The 16,079-nt window shown below is 58.4% G+C and carries 9 protein-coding genes and 1 pseudogene; 3 read left to right on the top strand and 7 right to left on the bottom strand.

The features are described 5' to 3' along the window. Nucleotides 1–17: 17 nt before the first annotated feature. Nucleotides 18–209: pseudogene (locus J7E83_RS20115) on the top strand (IS256 family transposase); the annotation flags it as partial. Nucleotides 210–345: 136 nt separating this feature from the next. On the opposite strand, the gene J7E83_RS20120 reads toward J7E83_RS20115, so the two are convergent. The 5 genes from J7E83_RS20120 to J7E83_RS20140 form a co-directional block, all read right to left on the bottom strand. Further along, nucleotides 346–1,131 carry an enoyl-CoA hydratase/isomerase family protein gene (locus J7E83_RS20120; protein WP_285289382.1) on the bottom strand — a complete coding sequence of 262 codons (786 nt, stop codon included), beginning with the start codon at nt 1,129–1,131 and terminating at the stop codon, nt 346–348. Between the two features lie 93 nt (nt 1,132–1,224). Next, nucleotides 1,225–2,226: a nitronate monooxygenase family protein gene (locus J7E83_RS20125; protein ID WP_214965776.1), complete on the bottom strand. Its 1,002-nt coding sequence runs from the start codon at nt 2,224–2,226 to the stop codon at nt 1,225–1,227. A gap of 461 nt (nt 2,227–2,687) precedes the next feature. Continuing rightward, a complete protein-coding gene (locus tag J7E83_RS20130) occupies nt 2,688–4,841 on the bottom strand; it encodes a glycogen debranching N-terminal domain-containing protein (RefSeq protein WP_214965778.1) in 2,154 nt (717 codons plus the stop codon). Nucleotides 4,842–5,136: 295 nt separating this feature from the next. After that, the gene (locus J7E83_RS20135; RefSeq protein ID WP_251044239.1) at nt 5,137–5,943 is read right to left on the bottom strand and encodes an alpha/beta hydrolase; all 807 of its coding nucleotides are present in this window, start codon (nt 5,941–5,943) and stop codon (nt 5,137–5,139) included. A 310-nt stretch (nt 5,944–6,253) separates the two neighbouring features. Further along, nucleotides 6,254–8,542 (bottom strand): molybdopterin-dependent oxidoreductase, encoded by a 2,289-nt coding sequence (locus J7E83_RS20140; RefSeq protein WP_214965781.1) that lies wholly within the window; start codon nt 8,540–8,542, stop codon nt 6,254–6,256. 433 nt (nt 8,543–8,975) lie between these two features. Between J7E83_RS20140 and J7E83_RS20145 the strand changes: the two genes are divergently transcribed. Further along, complete coding sequence (locus tag J7E83_RS20145) at nt 8,976–10,430, top strand: APC family permease (protein ID WP_214965783.1); 1,455 nt, start codon at nt 8,976–8,978, stop codon at nt 10,428–10,430. 462 nt (nt 10,431–10,892) lie between these two features. On the opposite strand, the gene J7E83_RS20150 is transcribed toward J7E83_RS20145, so the two are convergent. Further along, the gene (locus tag J7E83_RS20150; RefSeq protein ID WP_214965785.1) at nt 10,893–12,029 is read right to left on the bottom strand and encodes an alcohol dehydrogenase family protein; all 1,137 of its coding nucleotides are present in this window, start codon (nt 12,027–12,029) and stop codon (nt 10,893–10,895) included. Nucleotides 12,030–12,048: 19 nt separating this feature from the next. Continuing rightward, nucleotides 12,049–13,497, bottom strand: coding sequence for an aldehyde dehydrogenase family protein (locus J7E83_RS20155; RefSeq protein ID WP_214965787.1), 1,449 nt, complete (start codon nt 13,495–13,497; stop codon nt 12,049–12,051). Between the two features lie 352 nt (nt 13,498–13,849). On the opposite strand from J7E83_RS20155, the gene J7E83_RS20160 reads away from it, so the two are divergent. Next, nucleotides 13,850–15,532, top strand: coding sequence for a choline dehydrogenase (locus tag J7E83_RS20160; RefSeq protein ID WP_214965789.1), 1,683 nt, complete (start codon nt 13,850–13,852; stop codon nt 15,530–15,532). Nucleotides 15,533–16,079: the final 547 nt, after the last annotated feature.

Here is a 16,079-nt window from a genome sequence, read left to right on the forward strand (position 1 = left end):
ACCATGAACCGTGAAGAGCCGTCAATGCCCGCTACCGGCGCGTGTCCGAGCCCGGGGACATTTCCCCACCGACCAAGCCGCACTGACATGCCTCTACCTGGCCACTCGGGCACTGGACCCGACCGGCAAAGGCAGGGCACGGTGGGCATCAAGGTAGAAGCCCGGCCCTGAACGCCTTCGCCATCACCTTCGAAGGAAGAATCAATTAAATGCCAGCCACGGTTCCACCGTTAAAGGGACACTCCCGAACTGGACAGCTTCGGGCTGTTGGGTGGATCCGTTTTTTCGGGACGGTCGAGGACAGCGCGTGCTATTTGTCCTAAAGACGGGGATCAGTGTGTTGATTCAGTTACCTGTGAACTCGATGGCGTCAAGGTCTTCTTTGCTATGAAAAGCGTTAACGGCACGTTTGTGGTCCTCAGTGGCAGCCAGGACTCCCTGCGCAAGGCCCTCACGGTCCAGTGCATCTCGGAGGGTGCCGTCCACAGAGCGGTTGGTAAGGAACTTTGTCAGTCCGAGGGCCAGAGGGGCTCGTTGGGAAAGCGCTGCACAGTATGCGACGGCTTGGTCGTCAAAAGGCTGGCCCTCCAGCACCTCGGCGACGAAACCCAACTGCTTGCCCTCATGCGCGGAGAACTTGCGCATGTTCAGCACCGCGTCCTTGGCACGGTGTAGCCCAATTGATTGGGCGAGAAGATATGTTCCCCCCATATCCGGCATCAGTCCCATTTTCACGAAGGACTGCTGGAACCAAGCCTGCGGGGCGGCCAAAATGAGGTCACAGGCAAGGGCAAGATTGAAACCAGCTCCTGAGGCGATGCCGTTCACGGCGGCCACGACCGGCTTTTGCAGATTGGACAGGCCTTCGGTAATCTGGCGGCCGTAAGTAAGCACTTGGTTCATCTCAGCCGGAGTACGTTGTCCCATACCCCGAATATCACCACCCGAACAGAACGCGCGGCCAGCACCTGTCAACATCAGAACCCGCACCTCAGGTTCAGATGCAGACACGACAATCTGCTCCACCAGAGCGCGCTTGACCTGATCATCAAGCGCATTCAAAGTTTCGGGTCCGTCCAGCCTGCAGCGGAGTACTCCCGCTGCCGGACGGTCAATTTTGAGCTCTGTCATACCGGGACTCCCGGAAAAGAGCGGCGCTCTACCACGAGGTTCAGGTGTCGTGCGAACGCGTAAGTTTGTCGCCCCGTCCCAGCTTCCAAATTGCTAGGCGTCAACAGCATCGCTGCTATCACAGTTCTCATGGAACGGGCGAAATTCGGGAATCTGGCAAGCAGCGCGGTACTCAACACGTAGGCGTTGAACCAAGTCCGCCACGGAAGGAGCATCGTCGATGAGGTCAATGCCTTGGCCGGCACTCCAGATGTCACGCCATGGTCGGGTTTTCGGCGGCAGATGGTCATAATTACCGCGGCCGGATGAGACCGGAAGATCCTCAGGATCTAAGCCGATAGAGGCGAGTGAGGGCTTCAACCAATTGGCGGGAACGGCAGTTACGCTGCTCGTGTAGATCAGATCAGTCGACCTCGACTCCACAAGCATCCGCCGATAGGCCGGGGCTACATTCGCCTCCGTTGTCGCAATAAAGCGAGTCCCCAAATATGCAAGATCGGCACCGAGGATCTCCGCCGACCTAATCGCGGCACCCGTTGAAATGGCTCCGGCCAAAAGGACTGTTCCATCGAACATACTTCGCACCTGCGGAATGAAGACGAATGGGCTGAGTAGCCCCGAGTGGCCACCTCCTCCGCCCACAATGCAAGTCAGGCCGTCGACGCCGGCAGAGATCGCCTTCTCCGCGAAACGCATGCTCGTGACATCATGAAAGACCTTGCCACCCCACCCGTGCACAGTCCGGGTGAGTTCGGTCGGATCGCCCATGGCACTGACGATGACGTCCACACCGTAACGGGCGCAGAGATCAAGGTTTGCTCTCATTTCATCATCGGTCCAGCGTCGAGAGAAATTCACTGCCAGAGGACCGATGATCGCGGCAGGATGTCGTTCCTGATGCTCGTCAAGATCTTTGCGGATCTGACGGAGCCAGTCCCCGAATTGCGCGATGTCCACGGCGTTGTGTCGCGGTAAAACGCCCATGATTCCTGACTTGCATGCTTCGCGGACCAAGTCGGGCCCGGAAACCCCTGCCATGGGTGCGCACACAACTGGCAGAACGAGCGAGTTGCGTTGCGTTGGATCCAATGACATGTTGTGCCCTCTGCTCTTTAGTCCTGGAGACTTGGTCGGCGACTTCAGGTCCCCACATCGAAAAATAGCGATGGCCCAATGCTAACATAGTTGCGTATCAAAAAGTAAGTTTCTGCAGTTTCCTAACCGCGAGAGATGTGTAAGCGATCCACGAGTCGGCTAGGACCCCGTGGGTTCGAAGCTTTCCGACGAGTCGCTCGCCACGCGCCTTGCCGTATATGGGGTCCCCATTAAGTGTCGGCCACGGTTGGTTCGTCAGAGTGGTGCGTCGCGCGAATAGCGGAGTATCTACCGGGTGAAGGAACACGAAGGGCCAGATTGGGCAACCGGTTGGATCGGTATTTGTAGGTCTGTAGGCGGGGCGTCCGCGTGGAGGATCAGCGTGTCGAGGGTCGAAGGAGTTTGCTCGTGTCAGCAACCTGCACCCAACGTCAGTGAGCACTTCGCTTGTTGCCCAGGTGTCAGCCCTTTCGGCGTCGATCGGCTTGCTCTACCAGTTCCGTAATCCATGGCCTGTGGCCCCTATAGAAAGTGATCTCTTCAGGTAGCCCCTTAACTAGGGGGATGGAGTCCGAGATGTCGATGGTGATCCGCCCGTCGGCCATAGGTGCATTGGTGATGTGGACATCGCCAAAGGACGCGGGAAGGACTGGGTCCATCCACACTCCGCCGCGGGAAACGTGGGCGTCGTACTGCATTAGGCCTGTCACCAGCAGAATGGGCGTCGTTGCCGCCCAGGCTTGAGGCGAACACGCGGTCGGATAGGGCAGAGGGACAGCGAATTGGTCCCGGCTGAAACCGCAAAACAATTCAGGGAGGCGGCCGTCTGAAAACTCGGCCGCCTCCAGCAATGCAGTCGAGATTCGTTGGGCCTCGTCGACGAACCCATATCGCAGGAGTCCAGCTGCAATAATGGCGTTGTCGTGAGGCCAAACGGAACCGTTGTGATAGCTGGCAGGGTTATAGGCACCCATGTCAGTGGCCAAGGTTCGGATGCCCCATCCGCTGAACATCTCTGGAGACATAAGATGCTCCACCACCGACGGCGCCTTGTCCTCGTCCACAAGTCCCAGCCATAGGCAGTGACCCATGTTGGACGCACAAGCGTCGACCTGGCGCTTCTTTCCGTCCAAGGCAACGGCGTAATAGCCACGCTCCGGCATCCAGAATTCCTCGTTGAAGCGCTTCTTCAACTTCACCATAAGATCGGCGTACTTGTTCCCGAGGGCATCGTCTCCGCCGTCATAAGCCATCCAGGCGCGGGCCGCGTAGGCTCCGTAGACATACGCCTGCACCTCGCACAGGGCTATCGGTGGCTCGGGCATACTTCCATCTGCGAAATTGATACCGTCCCAGGAATCCTTCCAGCCTTGGTTAATCAACCCCCGATTGTTCAGGCGCTCATATTCGACGAAACCGTCGCCGTCTTTGTCCCCGTATTTTTGAATCCACTCCATTGCACGGTCTGCGTGAGGCAGCAGGGCAGCGATGGTGTCCGCGGCGAATCCCCAACGACTAACCGACCCGAGAACCATGACGAACAAAGGGGTGGCATCGACGCTGCCGTAATAGGTGGCCTTGCCTCCCAGCGCCAGTGCGCTGGAGACATCAAACCTGACCTCATGCAAAATCTTCCCGGGTTCTTCTTCGCTTATTGGATCTACTGCGCGGCCCTGGCGGTCGGCGAGCGTTTGCAGCGTGCCCAGCGCTAAGGAGGGATCAATTGGAAGTGACATCTCCGAGGCCCATAACGAGTCCCGGCCAAAAAGGGTCATGAACCACGGGGCACCGGCGGCCACGACAACACGGTCTGGGTGGTTAGGGTCCTCGATCCTGAGTGCACCCAGATCGTCATAGCTTCGCCGCATAGTCCGTTCAATCGACCGGTTCCCCATCTGCAGGACCGGAATCTTGGCCACCCACTGTTGTCGGCGCAGGTCACTGGGGGAGAGCTCGCCGTCCGCGTGGACGAAAGACGGTGGACGACTGCCACTCTCGGTTTCGGGCACCACCGTAAGGGTTGTGCTCCACTGGCTGTGCGGTTCGATAGTCACCCTATATGTCAATGTATCCGGCGTAACCTGTGCTCCGGGGGCACGAATAACGACGCCCTTTCGGATATCTTGCCAGGTGGCTTGAATAACCAGCTCCTCGCCCTGGTTCTGGCGGGTTTCGTCCCAAGGCCTTTTGATTCGGGCCTCCTTCACTTCGAAAAGATCAGCGAAGTCAGCGGCAACGCTTAGCGAAACGACGCAGTCGGCAGGCGCCAGCGAGTAGTTCCGAACGGTGATCTGTTCGTGGATTCCGGACCCCACTTCACGCAGCCGCTCCACAATAAGGGGGCTGTCGGCATGCCCGTTCAGGCCGGGGACACGTCCCGCAAATAGCGCGCGGTACGGCTCCTTCGTTTCAGCCCCCAGCTCTTCTACCACCTGGCCGTTAACGGTTAAGCCCCAGTGCGACAGGATGCGAGTGTCTCGGACGAAAACGCCATGTGGGTTCTCAGGATGGATATCTCCGTTCGCCAAGGAGATACAGAAAGACGAACCCTCAACTAGAGTAACCGTCCCGGCACCTAGAGGCCCCGCAGCGTTATCAGCATTCCAACCGGACATTCCAGTCCTCCGAGTAAAGGACAGCGCCGTTTGACCACCGATGCGCCACACGGTCGCAAGTCAACATTCCTTCGAAATGGACGCTACTCCCGCCTGTGCTTTTAGGCCAGAGCGTGGAGGCCGCTACAAAGAGGTCCTTGTCTCAGAGCTCGCGTCCATCGGGCGAAGAGCCACGAACGACGCGACGGGACTTCTCTCCCTATGTCAGTGATCCTTGGGTTCGGGCCCGCTGCGTGTTGGGATTCTAACCGAGCATGTTGGGCGGATTAAGGAGGGTGCACGGTGCACGAGCCGCTCAGATGGCCTGAAGTTTCTCGTCAAGGGACAGTTTTGTGTCTTCTTCAATTCTCGTCATCATCCTGTCGTACCACCCTCTGCGGACGGCTGCCGATTCCTTGGAGACGTGGGCTTCGGGCACCATCAGATCGGAACCATGAATTGTGCCCGCCCATTGGTGCAGGTCTGCTGTGCCACCGGAACGCCAGATTGCCTGAGCCATAGCCGTCGTGTCGTCTCGGAAGGCATCGCTGGCGCCGCACATGAGAAATACGGGTGGGAAGCCGGAGAAGTCTTCGTCGACCAGCCGGCCAACAGCAAGGTGGGGATAGTCCGCAAGTATTGAGGGTGATTCCTTTCCCAGCACGGCATTCCACATTACGCGGTACATGCCGGCGACGGCTGCAGAACTGCTGTCCAGTTGTTGATAGGAGAGCGAGATCATCCGATCGTCAATCATGGCCCCGTCGATGACCAAGCCGGCATAGTCCAAGCCGGCCGCCCGCGCTTCAAACGCCACTGCAGCGGCCAGGCCGGCGCCGCCGCTGAGTCCATGCAGGAACAGGGCGTTCCGTGGATAGTTGAGTTCGTCTGCGTGAGCTGCGACCCAATTAAGGGCATCAAGGGAATTCAGCATCCCGGCTGGGGCGGGATGCTCGGGCGCCCTGCCGTATTCCACTGCAACGACGAGCAGGGACTGGTCTTCAGCGATGTCCAAAACTTGGGGAAGATCCAGTGAGAGAGCTGCCCCGGAAACCATCCCGCCGCTGTGCAACCAAACGATGGCACCACGTGCTGGTTGGTGTGCCGGACCTATGAGATGCATGGTCACGGAGCGTCCCTGCTGGCCCTGTATGACCTTCGTGCGAGCGGTGAACGTTCCATTACGAGTAATCTGATCCTCCCCTAGAACTATTTCCCTCTGTTGAATCATCGCTTCGAGCGCAGCCCGCTGGTTTTCATAGGCTGGGATGCTGGCCATGAACGGTGCAATTTCTGGATCATAGGGAGGGAGGGGGCCGAAGGCAGAGGGTTGAACTGACATTGACTAATCCGTTTCTTCGGGCCGAATGCGGTACGAGTAATAGGGTGCAGGAATGAACCGCGCGCAGAGCCAAAAGCAATGGGCCGGCATCCTAGTGGTCCGGCACCAGAACGGGCGGTGTGAGCACATCCAGCTCAGGAATATCGCCTGACCATGCTTCAACCTCAACGAGTGCGTGCTGGGCAGTAGTGGCCTGCGAAAGACTCGAGGACGGCCTGTCGGATGTCAGCACATTTGGATTCCCGTGACGGCAGAACGATGGATCATCAGGTGCAGGGTCGTACCAGGCCCCTGCTGAAAGCTGGACAACACCCGGACGTATGGCAGCGGAAATCACCAGGCCAGCCAGGCACCTTCCCCGGTCGTTTCGAACCAGGACAACCTGTCCGTCCGAAAGTCCCCGGGCAGCGGCATCTTCAGGATTCATTCGAAGGGGCTCGCGTCCCTGTATTTTGGACTTTTGACTGGTGGCCCCTATGTCCAGCTGGCTGTGTAGCTTGGTCTTAGGTTGATTCGCTATCAGGTGCAGCGGGTAATCGCCAGCCGATCCAAGCCATTCGTCGGGCTCAATCCAAACGGGATGACCGGGACAATCGGGGTAGCCGAAACTTTCGATCGTCGAGGAAAAAATCTCAATCTTGCCGCTAGGGGTGGCCAGTGGATTCTCAATTGGATCACGCCGGAATTCGGAAAAGAGAATCTGATCCGGCTTTACCACCGGGATCTCGATTTTCTCGCTCGCCCAAAATGTGTCGAAATCCACGACGACAGTTCCTTTGTCAGCGAGCCTTTTCTGCCACCCGTCGTAAAGATGGCGAAGCCAGCCCATGGTGTCCCGGTTTTCGGTGAAAACATCACCGCGTCCCATCTTTTCCGCCACAGCGGCGAAGATATCGAAATCATCCCGTGCTTCTCCAGCGGGTGCCGTTAGGGCGTGCATGGGAAAGAAAGTAGGGTCGTTACGGCCGGCCCCATAATCGTTTCGCTCAAACGTCATGGTTGCAGGCAGAACTATATCGGCATGCCGCGCGGTACCCGTCCAGAACTGCTCATTGACGATGACGGTTGCCGGTTTTGACCATGCTTTACGGAATTTGGCAAGGTCTTGGTGATGATGGAAGGGGTTGCCTCCAGCCCAATAGATCAGCTCAATTTTCGGCAGAGTTAAACGATTTCCATTGAAGTCGATCTGGCTACCCGGTTCGAGCAGCATGTCCGAGATCCGCGCTACCGGGATGTAGGACGGTTCTTGGTTTCGCCCCTGGGGAAAGGATGGCGCGCTCGAGACTCGCAAGGGCAACCCGACATCTGCTGAGGAGCCATATCCATGCTGGAAACCACCACCAGGCAGCCCGATCTGGCCCAGCATGGCTGCCAGCGTCACACCGAGCCAAACAGGTTGCTCGCCATGCTGCTGCCGCTGCATTGACCAACTGATGTTGATCATCGTCCGCGAGGCTGCCATCTCGCGCGCAAGCCGGACGATTCGCTCAGCAGGTATCGATGTCAATTTTTCTGCCCATTGGGGGTTCTTGGGCGCTCCGTCAACGTCACCGCGGACGTAGGACAAAAATTTGTCCGCCCCAACGCAATAGCGGTCCAGGAATTGCGAGTCAGCGAGGTTTTCTGCATCCAGAACGAAGGCCAACGCCAGCATCAAAGCGGCGTCACTGCCGGGAACGGGGGCGATCCATTCGGCCTGGGCTTCCCTGTAAGTATCATCTGCGATTGGGGATACATCGATGAAGCGGCAGCCGCGCGCAACCGCCTCCTTAATTGCGTTGCGAGCCACGTGACGGCCAATTCCACCTGGGCCTATTCCACTGTTTTTTTCTGACAATCCGCCAAATGCAACGAACAGCTGCGTGTTCTGGCTGACCACGTCCCAGGACGTTGCCTTGGCCATAATTTCAACCGGGGGAGCGATGACATGCGGAAGCAGGACGCCGGAGGCCCCGTAACTGTAGTCAGTGACACCTGCAACATATCCGCCGAGGGAGTTCAGGAATCTGTGGATTTGGCTTTGGGTGTGATGGAAACGGCCGGCGCTGGCCCATCCGTATGAGCAGCCGTATACAGCCATGGGGCCGTATTCCGCGTAGACCCGGCTGAGCTCCGCACTTACCAGTTCTATGGCCCGTTCCCAGGACACCTCCACGAAGGGCTCAGAACCACGTCCTGATCCACTCCCCGGTCCGTGCTCCAGCCATCCCGAACGAACGGCCGGGCGCAGCACGCGAGTTGGATGATGTTGCGCTGAGGCCACATTATCGAGAATGTCTCTGGGGTCCGGATCTCCAGACCATGGTTTGACGGACTGCAGAGACGTTCCGTCGCTCTCAGCTTCGAAGGCTCCCCAGTGTGTCAAATGCGTGCCCATGCTCCGGGCCCCCTTGCGTCGTGTCGTGTACGTCGATCTGGATCCCGTTCACGTCGTTAGACGTACCAGTCCACTTTGACAACAGACTAGGTGCAGAAACGGAGTGCTGAACATTGGAGTGGAGCCGACAGCCGGTTCGTGTGCTCGGGGAAACTCCAACTCAGCTCAAGAACTGCCTCTGCAGCACCGTCGATGAACCGAGTGGCTAGCATCAAGGCTGCGCCTGGACATATCAGCCTCCTGCGATCATGCATGGCTGGAACACGAACAAAACCGCCGACCACAGTTGGTGAACTGGCCAGTTCCGGAGGCGAAATCTTGGGGCCAATATCATGTCATACCGCTGAACTCGCCTCAGACGCGGAGAACTACTTCCTCGGGTCGTGAGGCAACAAAAGCTCCATATTTTGGCTCATCATGAAGGGAAATACGAATGGATTTAACGATTCCGGCGGCCGTTGAACGGTCCTCTCAATCGCACCACCTTACTGGCAATATGGGGTTTTTCCAGCTGATCTTCAGCGTAATGGCCTACAACGCACCGATGGTAGTTGTCATCGGAATTATCCCGATCATGGTCATGGAGGGGGCCGGTATCGGAACTCCCATCTCGTTTGTCGTGGCCGGCATTATCCTCGCTCTGTTCTCAGTCGGGTTCACGAGAATGGCAAGGGTACTGCCCAACCCCGGCGGCTTCTATGCCCTTATCACTGCAGGTCTTGGCCGCCATGTAGGCCTGGGTTCCGGTTATATCGCTTTGCTCGCTTACTTCTGCGTCTACGCCGGCACCTTCTCGTTCGCCGGTATCGTAGCCGGAGATCTCATTACAAACACTCTGCATGGTCCGGAGCTTCCCTGGTATGCCTGGGCGGCCTGTTTTTGGCTGGGTTCAGCGGTCCTCAGCTACTTCAAGGTCGAGTTGTCAGCAAAGGTTCTTACGATCTTCCTCTTCTCCGAACTGACTGTCATCGTTATCTACTGCGTGTTGGTCTTCATCAATGGAGGTGCCAATGGTGCTGGAGTCTCTTTGGAGCCTCTTAGCCCGGCGCATTGGTTTGATGGAAACTTCAGTCTGGGAGTTCTCCTGGCGATCGGGATGTATGGTGGATTCGAGGTTACGGTGCTCTTCCGGGAGGAAGTACGTAATCCAGTCCGCGTCATCCCCCGTGCCACCTTCGCAGTCATAGCGATCGCGATGGCAACTTACGCATTGTCGTCGGTGGTATTCATAGGTTCTTTGGGCATCGATAGAGTAGTAGGGCTCGCACAGGAGAACCCGACCGGGGCAATGAATGCCAGTATTGACTCCTCCGGCGGAGACGTGCTGGCCACCTTGGCAGCGGTGATGGTCGTTACAAGTACTTTTGCGGTGATCCTGGCTGCACACAACATCACTGCACGATATGTTTTCAACCTCAGCGCCGATAGGATCCTGCCTGAGAGCATGGCCTCGGTCCATAAGCGTCACGGATCGCCTCACATAGCTTCCATCACGACCAGCGCGGCTGCTCTCGTCCTCAATGGTGCTGCCGTTGTTTTCGGACTGGACCCGCTCGTCTTCTACACGGCGGTACTTGGCATGACCAGCTTCATCGCCCTGGTCATCATTTTTGTCTGCAACATTTCCGTGGGAACCTATATGCGTCGTAACGGCGGCCAGCTCGCCTCGGCTTGGGCAACCGTCGCTTGCCCGATTCTGGCTGCGGTAGGTCTGGGCAGCGTCCTGGTGATGGCGGCAATGAACTTCCCCATGTTGGTTGGAGGTTCCGATGCACTAGCTGCCGGACTCATGGCCTTTATCGTCGGTGTGTTCGTCTTGGGCGTGGTGACTGCGAGCGTTCATCGCCGGAAGAACGCTGATATTTACAGCCGTATCGGTCGGCAGTAATCGTCACCTTCCCAGGTAGACGACGACGGCGACGCGCGCTTTGGAAGCGAGCGTCGCCGTCGTGGTTTACGCAGTGCCGTTAACGGCCAGATGACATGACTTGGCTGGCTCCGCTGACATGCCGCAGATACAAAGATCTGTGCTGGCCTCCCAGTGCACCGCTTGGGTCTGCTCCGTGCGTGCGCTCGCATCCCTGCCGAGATCATCCCGTTGGTGGAAGCCTCTGCGCCCGCTGGGCCTTCCACCGCGGATTGTATGTCAACACCTGGCAGTTGACCGCTCCTGTCACCGCCGCCGGAACCGACGGCCGTCCCCGCCGCGAGGGAAACAAATCCTCCATCATTGAATCGGGAAACAACCATCCCCGATGCCCGGCAAGAAAAGCGAAAACGCTGGCCGGGACCATCAAGTCCCCGGCCAGCGCCTCCAAATGTTTTCAGTTCTGGGTACTTGAACCGGAAGTCACAGACCGTCAGGCACGACGACAATCTTGCCGATATGGGTTCTCTTCAGCATCGTCTCCTGAGCCTTGCTGAGCTTAGAGAGCGGAAAGACTTCCTCTACGAGAGGCTTGATCTTGCCCTCTTCGATGAGACCGACGAGACGCGCGAATGTCTCGGGCGTCGGGTTGGTGATGCCGTGCAACTCCAGATCCTTATAGATGAGCTCGCGAAGGTCGATACGGCTCACCGGTCCACCGATGGCTCCTGCTGTTGCATATCGACCCCCACGCCGAAGCATGAGGAGCAGACTCTCGAACATGCTGCCCCCCACGACGTCGATAACGACGTCGGCACCACGGTCACCGATAACAGCGGCTACTGCAGCCGCCAGGTCCGGTACGTCTCGAGGGACAAATCCGTCGACGCTGAGTTCCCGCAGCCGAGCCTCTTTGCCAGCACTCGCAATTGCGATAACACGGGCGCCACGTGCCTGCGCCAGCTGGATCGTCGCAGTGCCCACCCCGCCGGCTGCGCCGGTTACGACGACTGTCTCGCCGTCGCCCAGTTCGGTCCGGGCGAGCATCTCCTCGGCAGTGTCGTAAGAGCAGGGGAAAGTGGCGAGCTCAGCGTCACTGAGGTCGGTGCTCACGTGATGGGCGTTCACAGACGGCACATGCACATACTCCGCGAATCCTCCGTCCCGGTCACCACCCAGGTATTCAACAATCTGTGCACGGCGAGGAAGCTTCGGATCCCGAACAGACGGGTCGACGACGATTCGGGTTCCTATCCGGCTCTCATCCACTCCATCCCCGACCGCTACGATCGTTCCAGCCACCGAAGCCCCCTGAACGCGGGGAAACGACATTTTCGCGCTATTCCACGTGGCACCGGCATCGTCGTCGCGCCCCGACCGCCCAAGCTCTTCCGAGACGGACTCCTCTACGACGCGGTCGTACCATCCCGTGCGTGTGTTGATCTCGGTATTGTTGAGCGCACACGCACCAACCTTGACCAGGACCTCTCCCGGCCCCGCCACAGGGGTCGGAACATCGGTCCGGTACACCAACTGGTCGAGCCCACCATGGCCGACGAGCTGGACCGCAGCCATCTTTGTGGGGATGTTCGTAATCGTGGTCACTGATCCCTCTGTCATCTGTTAGTCCTCCCGTTTCTTAAAGGTCCAGCCCCGGCTTGACCATGACGTGCTTCAGCTGGGAGTACTCATCCAGACCGTGCAGCGATAGCTCGCGACCGTAGCCCGACTCGCCGTATCCGCCGAATGGCATCTCCGACACATTGGGCGTGTGCTGGTTTACCCAGACTGTGCCGAAGCGCAGTTCTTTGGTGAAGCGGAGCGTGCGCGCAAGATTGGTCGTCCACACGCTGGCGGACAGGCCGTAATTGACGTCGTTGGCGAGCTGCAGCATTTCGTCGTCGCTTTTTGCTGACTGGATACTCACTACCGGGCCGAACACTTCGCTCTGAACGATCTCATCTGTCTGCTTGACGTCGGTGATCACAGTTGGCTCGATGAACCAGCCTGGACGATCTGCCTGTCGTCCGCCCGTCTTGATCGTGTTGCCGGCTTCCCGTGCGCGTTCGATGAACCCGAGGACGGACTTCAGTTGCTTTTCTGAGATCACCGGCCCCAGCGTCGTAGCAGGATCGGATGGGTCGCCGAGGACAAGCCCGCTGACTTCCCGGCAGTAAGCCTCGACGAATTCCTCGTAGACAGACTCTTCAACGATGATGCGGCATGCGGCCGTGCAATCCTGGCCAGCGCCCGAATACCCGAAAGTCACGAGGTCCCTGGCCGTCTTGCGAATTGGACTATCTGCGAATACCAGCACCGGTGCCTTGCCGCCGAGCTCGAGGCCCACCTTCTTGACGGTCTCTGCGGCCGTTGCTGCGACAAACTTGCCGGTCGAGGTTGCGCCGGTGAACGCGATCTTTCGAATTCCCGGGTGCTTGGCCATCGCGGTGCCCGCTGATCCGCTACCCAGGATGAGGTTGATAACGCCTTCAGGAACGAAGTTGTGGGCAACCTCGACCAGCTTGAGGGTGCTGAGGGGTGTTACCGTCGCCGGTTTGAGCAGGATCGTGTTTCCGGCGGCGAGGGCCGGTGCGATCTTCCAGGCTGCCATCAGCAGGGGGTAGTTCCAGGGCGTGATGAGTCCGACCACACCGAGCGGCTCCCGCCGAACCCATGAGGTACTCTCGTTGTCGTACTCGTCGACAGCGGGCGCCGTCGAGATACGGGCAGCCCCCGCGAAGAATCGAAGAACATCCACGACCGTCGGCACCACGAAGTCGCGCACATCTCCAATCGGAAGCCCTACGTTCAGGCTCTCGATCCGCGCGAACTCATCGATCTCCTGCTCGACCGCATCGGCGATCTTGAGCAGAACGGCCGCACGCTCAGCGGGGGAGGTTCTTCCCCAAGTCTTGAACGCCTCGGAGGCTCGTTCCACGGCAGAATCGACGTCGGAATCAGACGCTACGGGGAATCTGGCGATTACTTCTCCGGTGGCCGGGTTGAATACCTTCGAAGCGTCTTCACCGTTCTCATCCGCGAGGTATGTTTCCGCAAAGGCCATAAAGTCCATGCTTTCCAGGGTCATTGTCGAGTTGCTCCTCAGTGGTCGTGGTAGTCGTCCCGGTGTGGTCACTGTCAAGTTCAATCATCGCTTTCCCCGACGGACCCCGCCTCGTAAATTCTCTGAAACGAGCACAGAAAACTGAGCCCTCCCACAACTGGATTGGGACGCCTTGCAACTGGACCGGCTTTCTGAGCCATTCGCTCTGAGAACAAGGAGACTCCGTGATCTGTCATCGCTCACAAGACGCCGTGCGGTACTTCGTAATCTTCCCTAGCCCCTCGCTCTGGGACTTGGGGAAGGATGTGAGTAAGACCACGGCTTCCGGTCGATCGCCGCCGCTCGAGAATGCCATCTACCAAGTGAGGACAAGACAATGAAGCTTGACGCTTATGACTACATCATTGTTGGGGGAGGCTCCGCAGGTTGCGTCCTCGCGAACCGTTTAAGCGAAGATCCACAAAACCGCGTCTTGGTACTTGAAGCCGGCCACAGGTACTCCTCACTCGATGTCCCCGTGCGAGTGCCTGCAGCATTCCTCTTTCTCATGGGCCACCCCCTCTATGACTGGCGCACCAAGTCAGAGCCCGAGACAGGGCTTAACGGTCGTCGAATTGACCACTATCACGGCAGGGTCATGGGTGGAAGCAGCTCGATTAACGGGATGTTTTATCAGCGTGCCAATCCACTCGTCTACGAGCGGTGGGCCCAAGAGACCGGAACCGAAGAATGGGACTACGCTCACGTTCTTCCGTATTTTAAGCGGATTGAGACGTTCAAGGGCTCGGATCCAACTGGCGCGTACCGAGGTCGATCGGGCCCTATTCCAGTTAATCAGCATCATCACAATGGATCGCGAAACCCGTTGTTCGGTGCGCTCTTTGAGGCGGCCAAGCAATCGGGCTACGAACTCGTTAACAACGTAAACGGCTACCGGCAGGAGGGCTTTTCCTCGTTCGATTCAAACATCGACAACGGTGAACGCTACAACGCTGCTCGCACCTATTTTGCCCCGGCGAAGAAGCGGAAGAACCTCGATGTCATCACAGGCGCTCGAGCAACGCGGGTGGTCTTCGAAGGGACACGGGCAGTCGGCGTCGAGTTTGCGACCCGGTTTCGGAAGCGGACCATCGCGAGAGGCGCTGAAGTCATTCTGAGCGGCGGCGCGTACAATTCGCCACAGCTGCTGCAGCTTTCGGGCGTCGGTAACGCTGCCGAGCTAAGGGAGCACGGCATCAACGTCGTCGCCGATCTGCCTGGCGTTGGCGAGAACCTGCAGGATCACCTTGAAGCGTTCATCATGTTTGAGTGTAAGCAGCCCGTCTCCAACCAGAGCATCGTCAAAAAGCACACCTACCCGATGACAGGTCTCAAGTGGTTGTTCAATAGGACCGGGCCGGGTGCGTCGAATCACTTCGAGGGCGGCGGCTTCGTCCGCTCGTTCGATGACGCCCCGATGCCGAACCTGATGCTGACGATGCTCACGCTCGGGGTGCGGAACGACGGCACGCCTGCAGAGACGCCTCACGCATATCAGATCAACCTCGGTCCGCAGCAGCCACAGTCGAAGGGGCACATCAAGTTGCGGAACAGCGGTCCATTTGAACAACCCGTTGCGACGTTCAATTATCTGTCCACCGAACGTGATCGCCAGGAGTGGATTGACGGTGTTCGCACTACACGAGCCCTCATGAATCAGCCCGCCTTCGCAGCATTCAACGGCGGCGAGCTCTCGCCCGGTCCCGAAGTCCAGACGGATAAGGAGATCCTCGATTGGGTCTCCCAGGATGCCGAGACCACCTACCACCCATGCGGGACCTGCAAGATGGGGAACGATGACCAGTCCGTCGTCGATCCCCACAGCTTCCGAGTGCACGGAGTTGAGGGCCTTCGAGTTGTCGACGCGTCGGTGATGCCTTCTATCCCGAATGCCAACCTTTATGCGCCGGTCATGATGATCGCCGAGAAAGCGGCTGACGTCATCCTCAACAAGGATCCACTCCCCGCGGAGAACGTCGATTTCTACCGACACACTGCGGCGAAGGGCCTCAGCCTCTAGTGTGAGCGTTCGGCACGCTGCTGGCAGGCAAGGGGGCGTCCGCAGCGGTCTGCAGCTTCTCCAAGTCACTATGACGGCGGGGGTGGCTTCGCGTGGAAGCCGCGCGAATCCGTCCCAATCTCTATCCCCGTAGTTCCGGATCCAACCCTGTGGCCTGTCGGTGGTGGGGGGGGGGCGGGGTCGGTGGTGTCCTTGGCAAAGTCCCAGCCACTCACCGACCTCAAGGTGGAAGGAGGCGCAGAACGTCACGTCGTGCTGGATCTTGCCGTTTCCGAGATCACCGACCGACGTTGGTGCCCTGCCAGTCTGAGACTCTCGCATGCTTCCCCTGGCATTAACATCAGCGAAAGATCAGGCAACTTTATCAAGTTCCTTGTGTATAATTCTCGGAATGAGCGACGTTATAGTGTGTTCCTCTATTGAGAACTTGAATCCGCTACTTCATAGTCCGCATCCAGAGTGGACGAAGTCTGCAGGCAAGTATGGAACGTTGGACTGCCCTGCCGATATTCGGCGGACAACGGCTTTCAACTTGACGGAGTCAGTG

It is taken from the genome of Arthrobacter sp. ISL-48 (assembly GCF_018613805.1).
Taxonomy (GTDB): Bacteria; Actinomycetota; Actinomycetes; order Actinomycetales; family Micrococcaceae; genus Arthrobacter.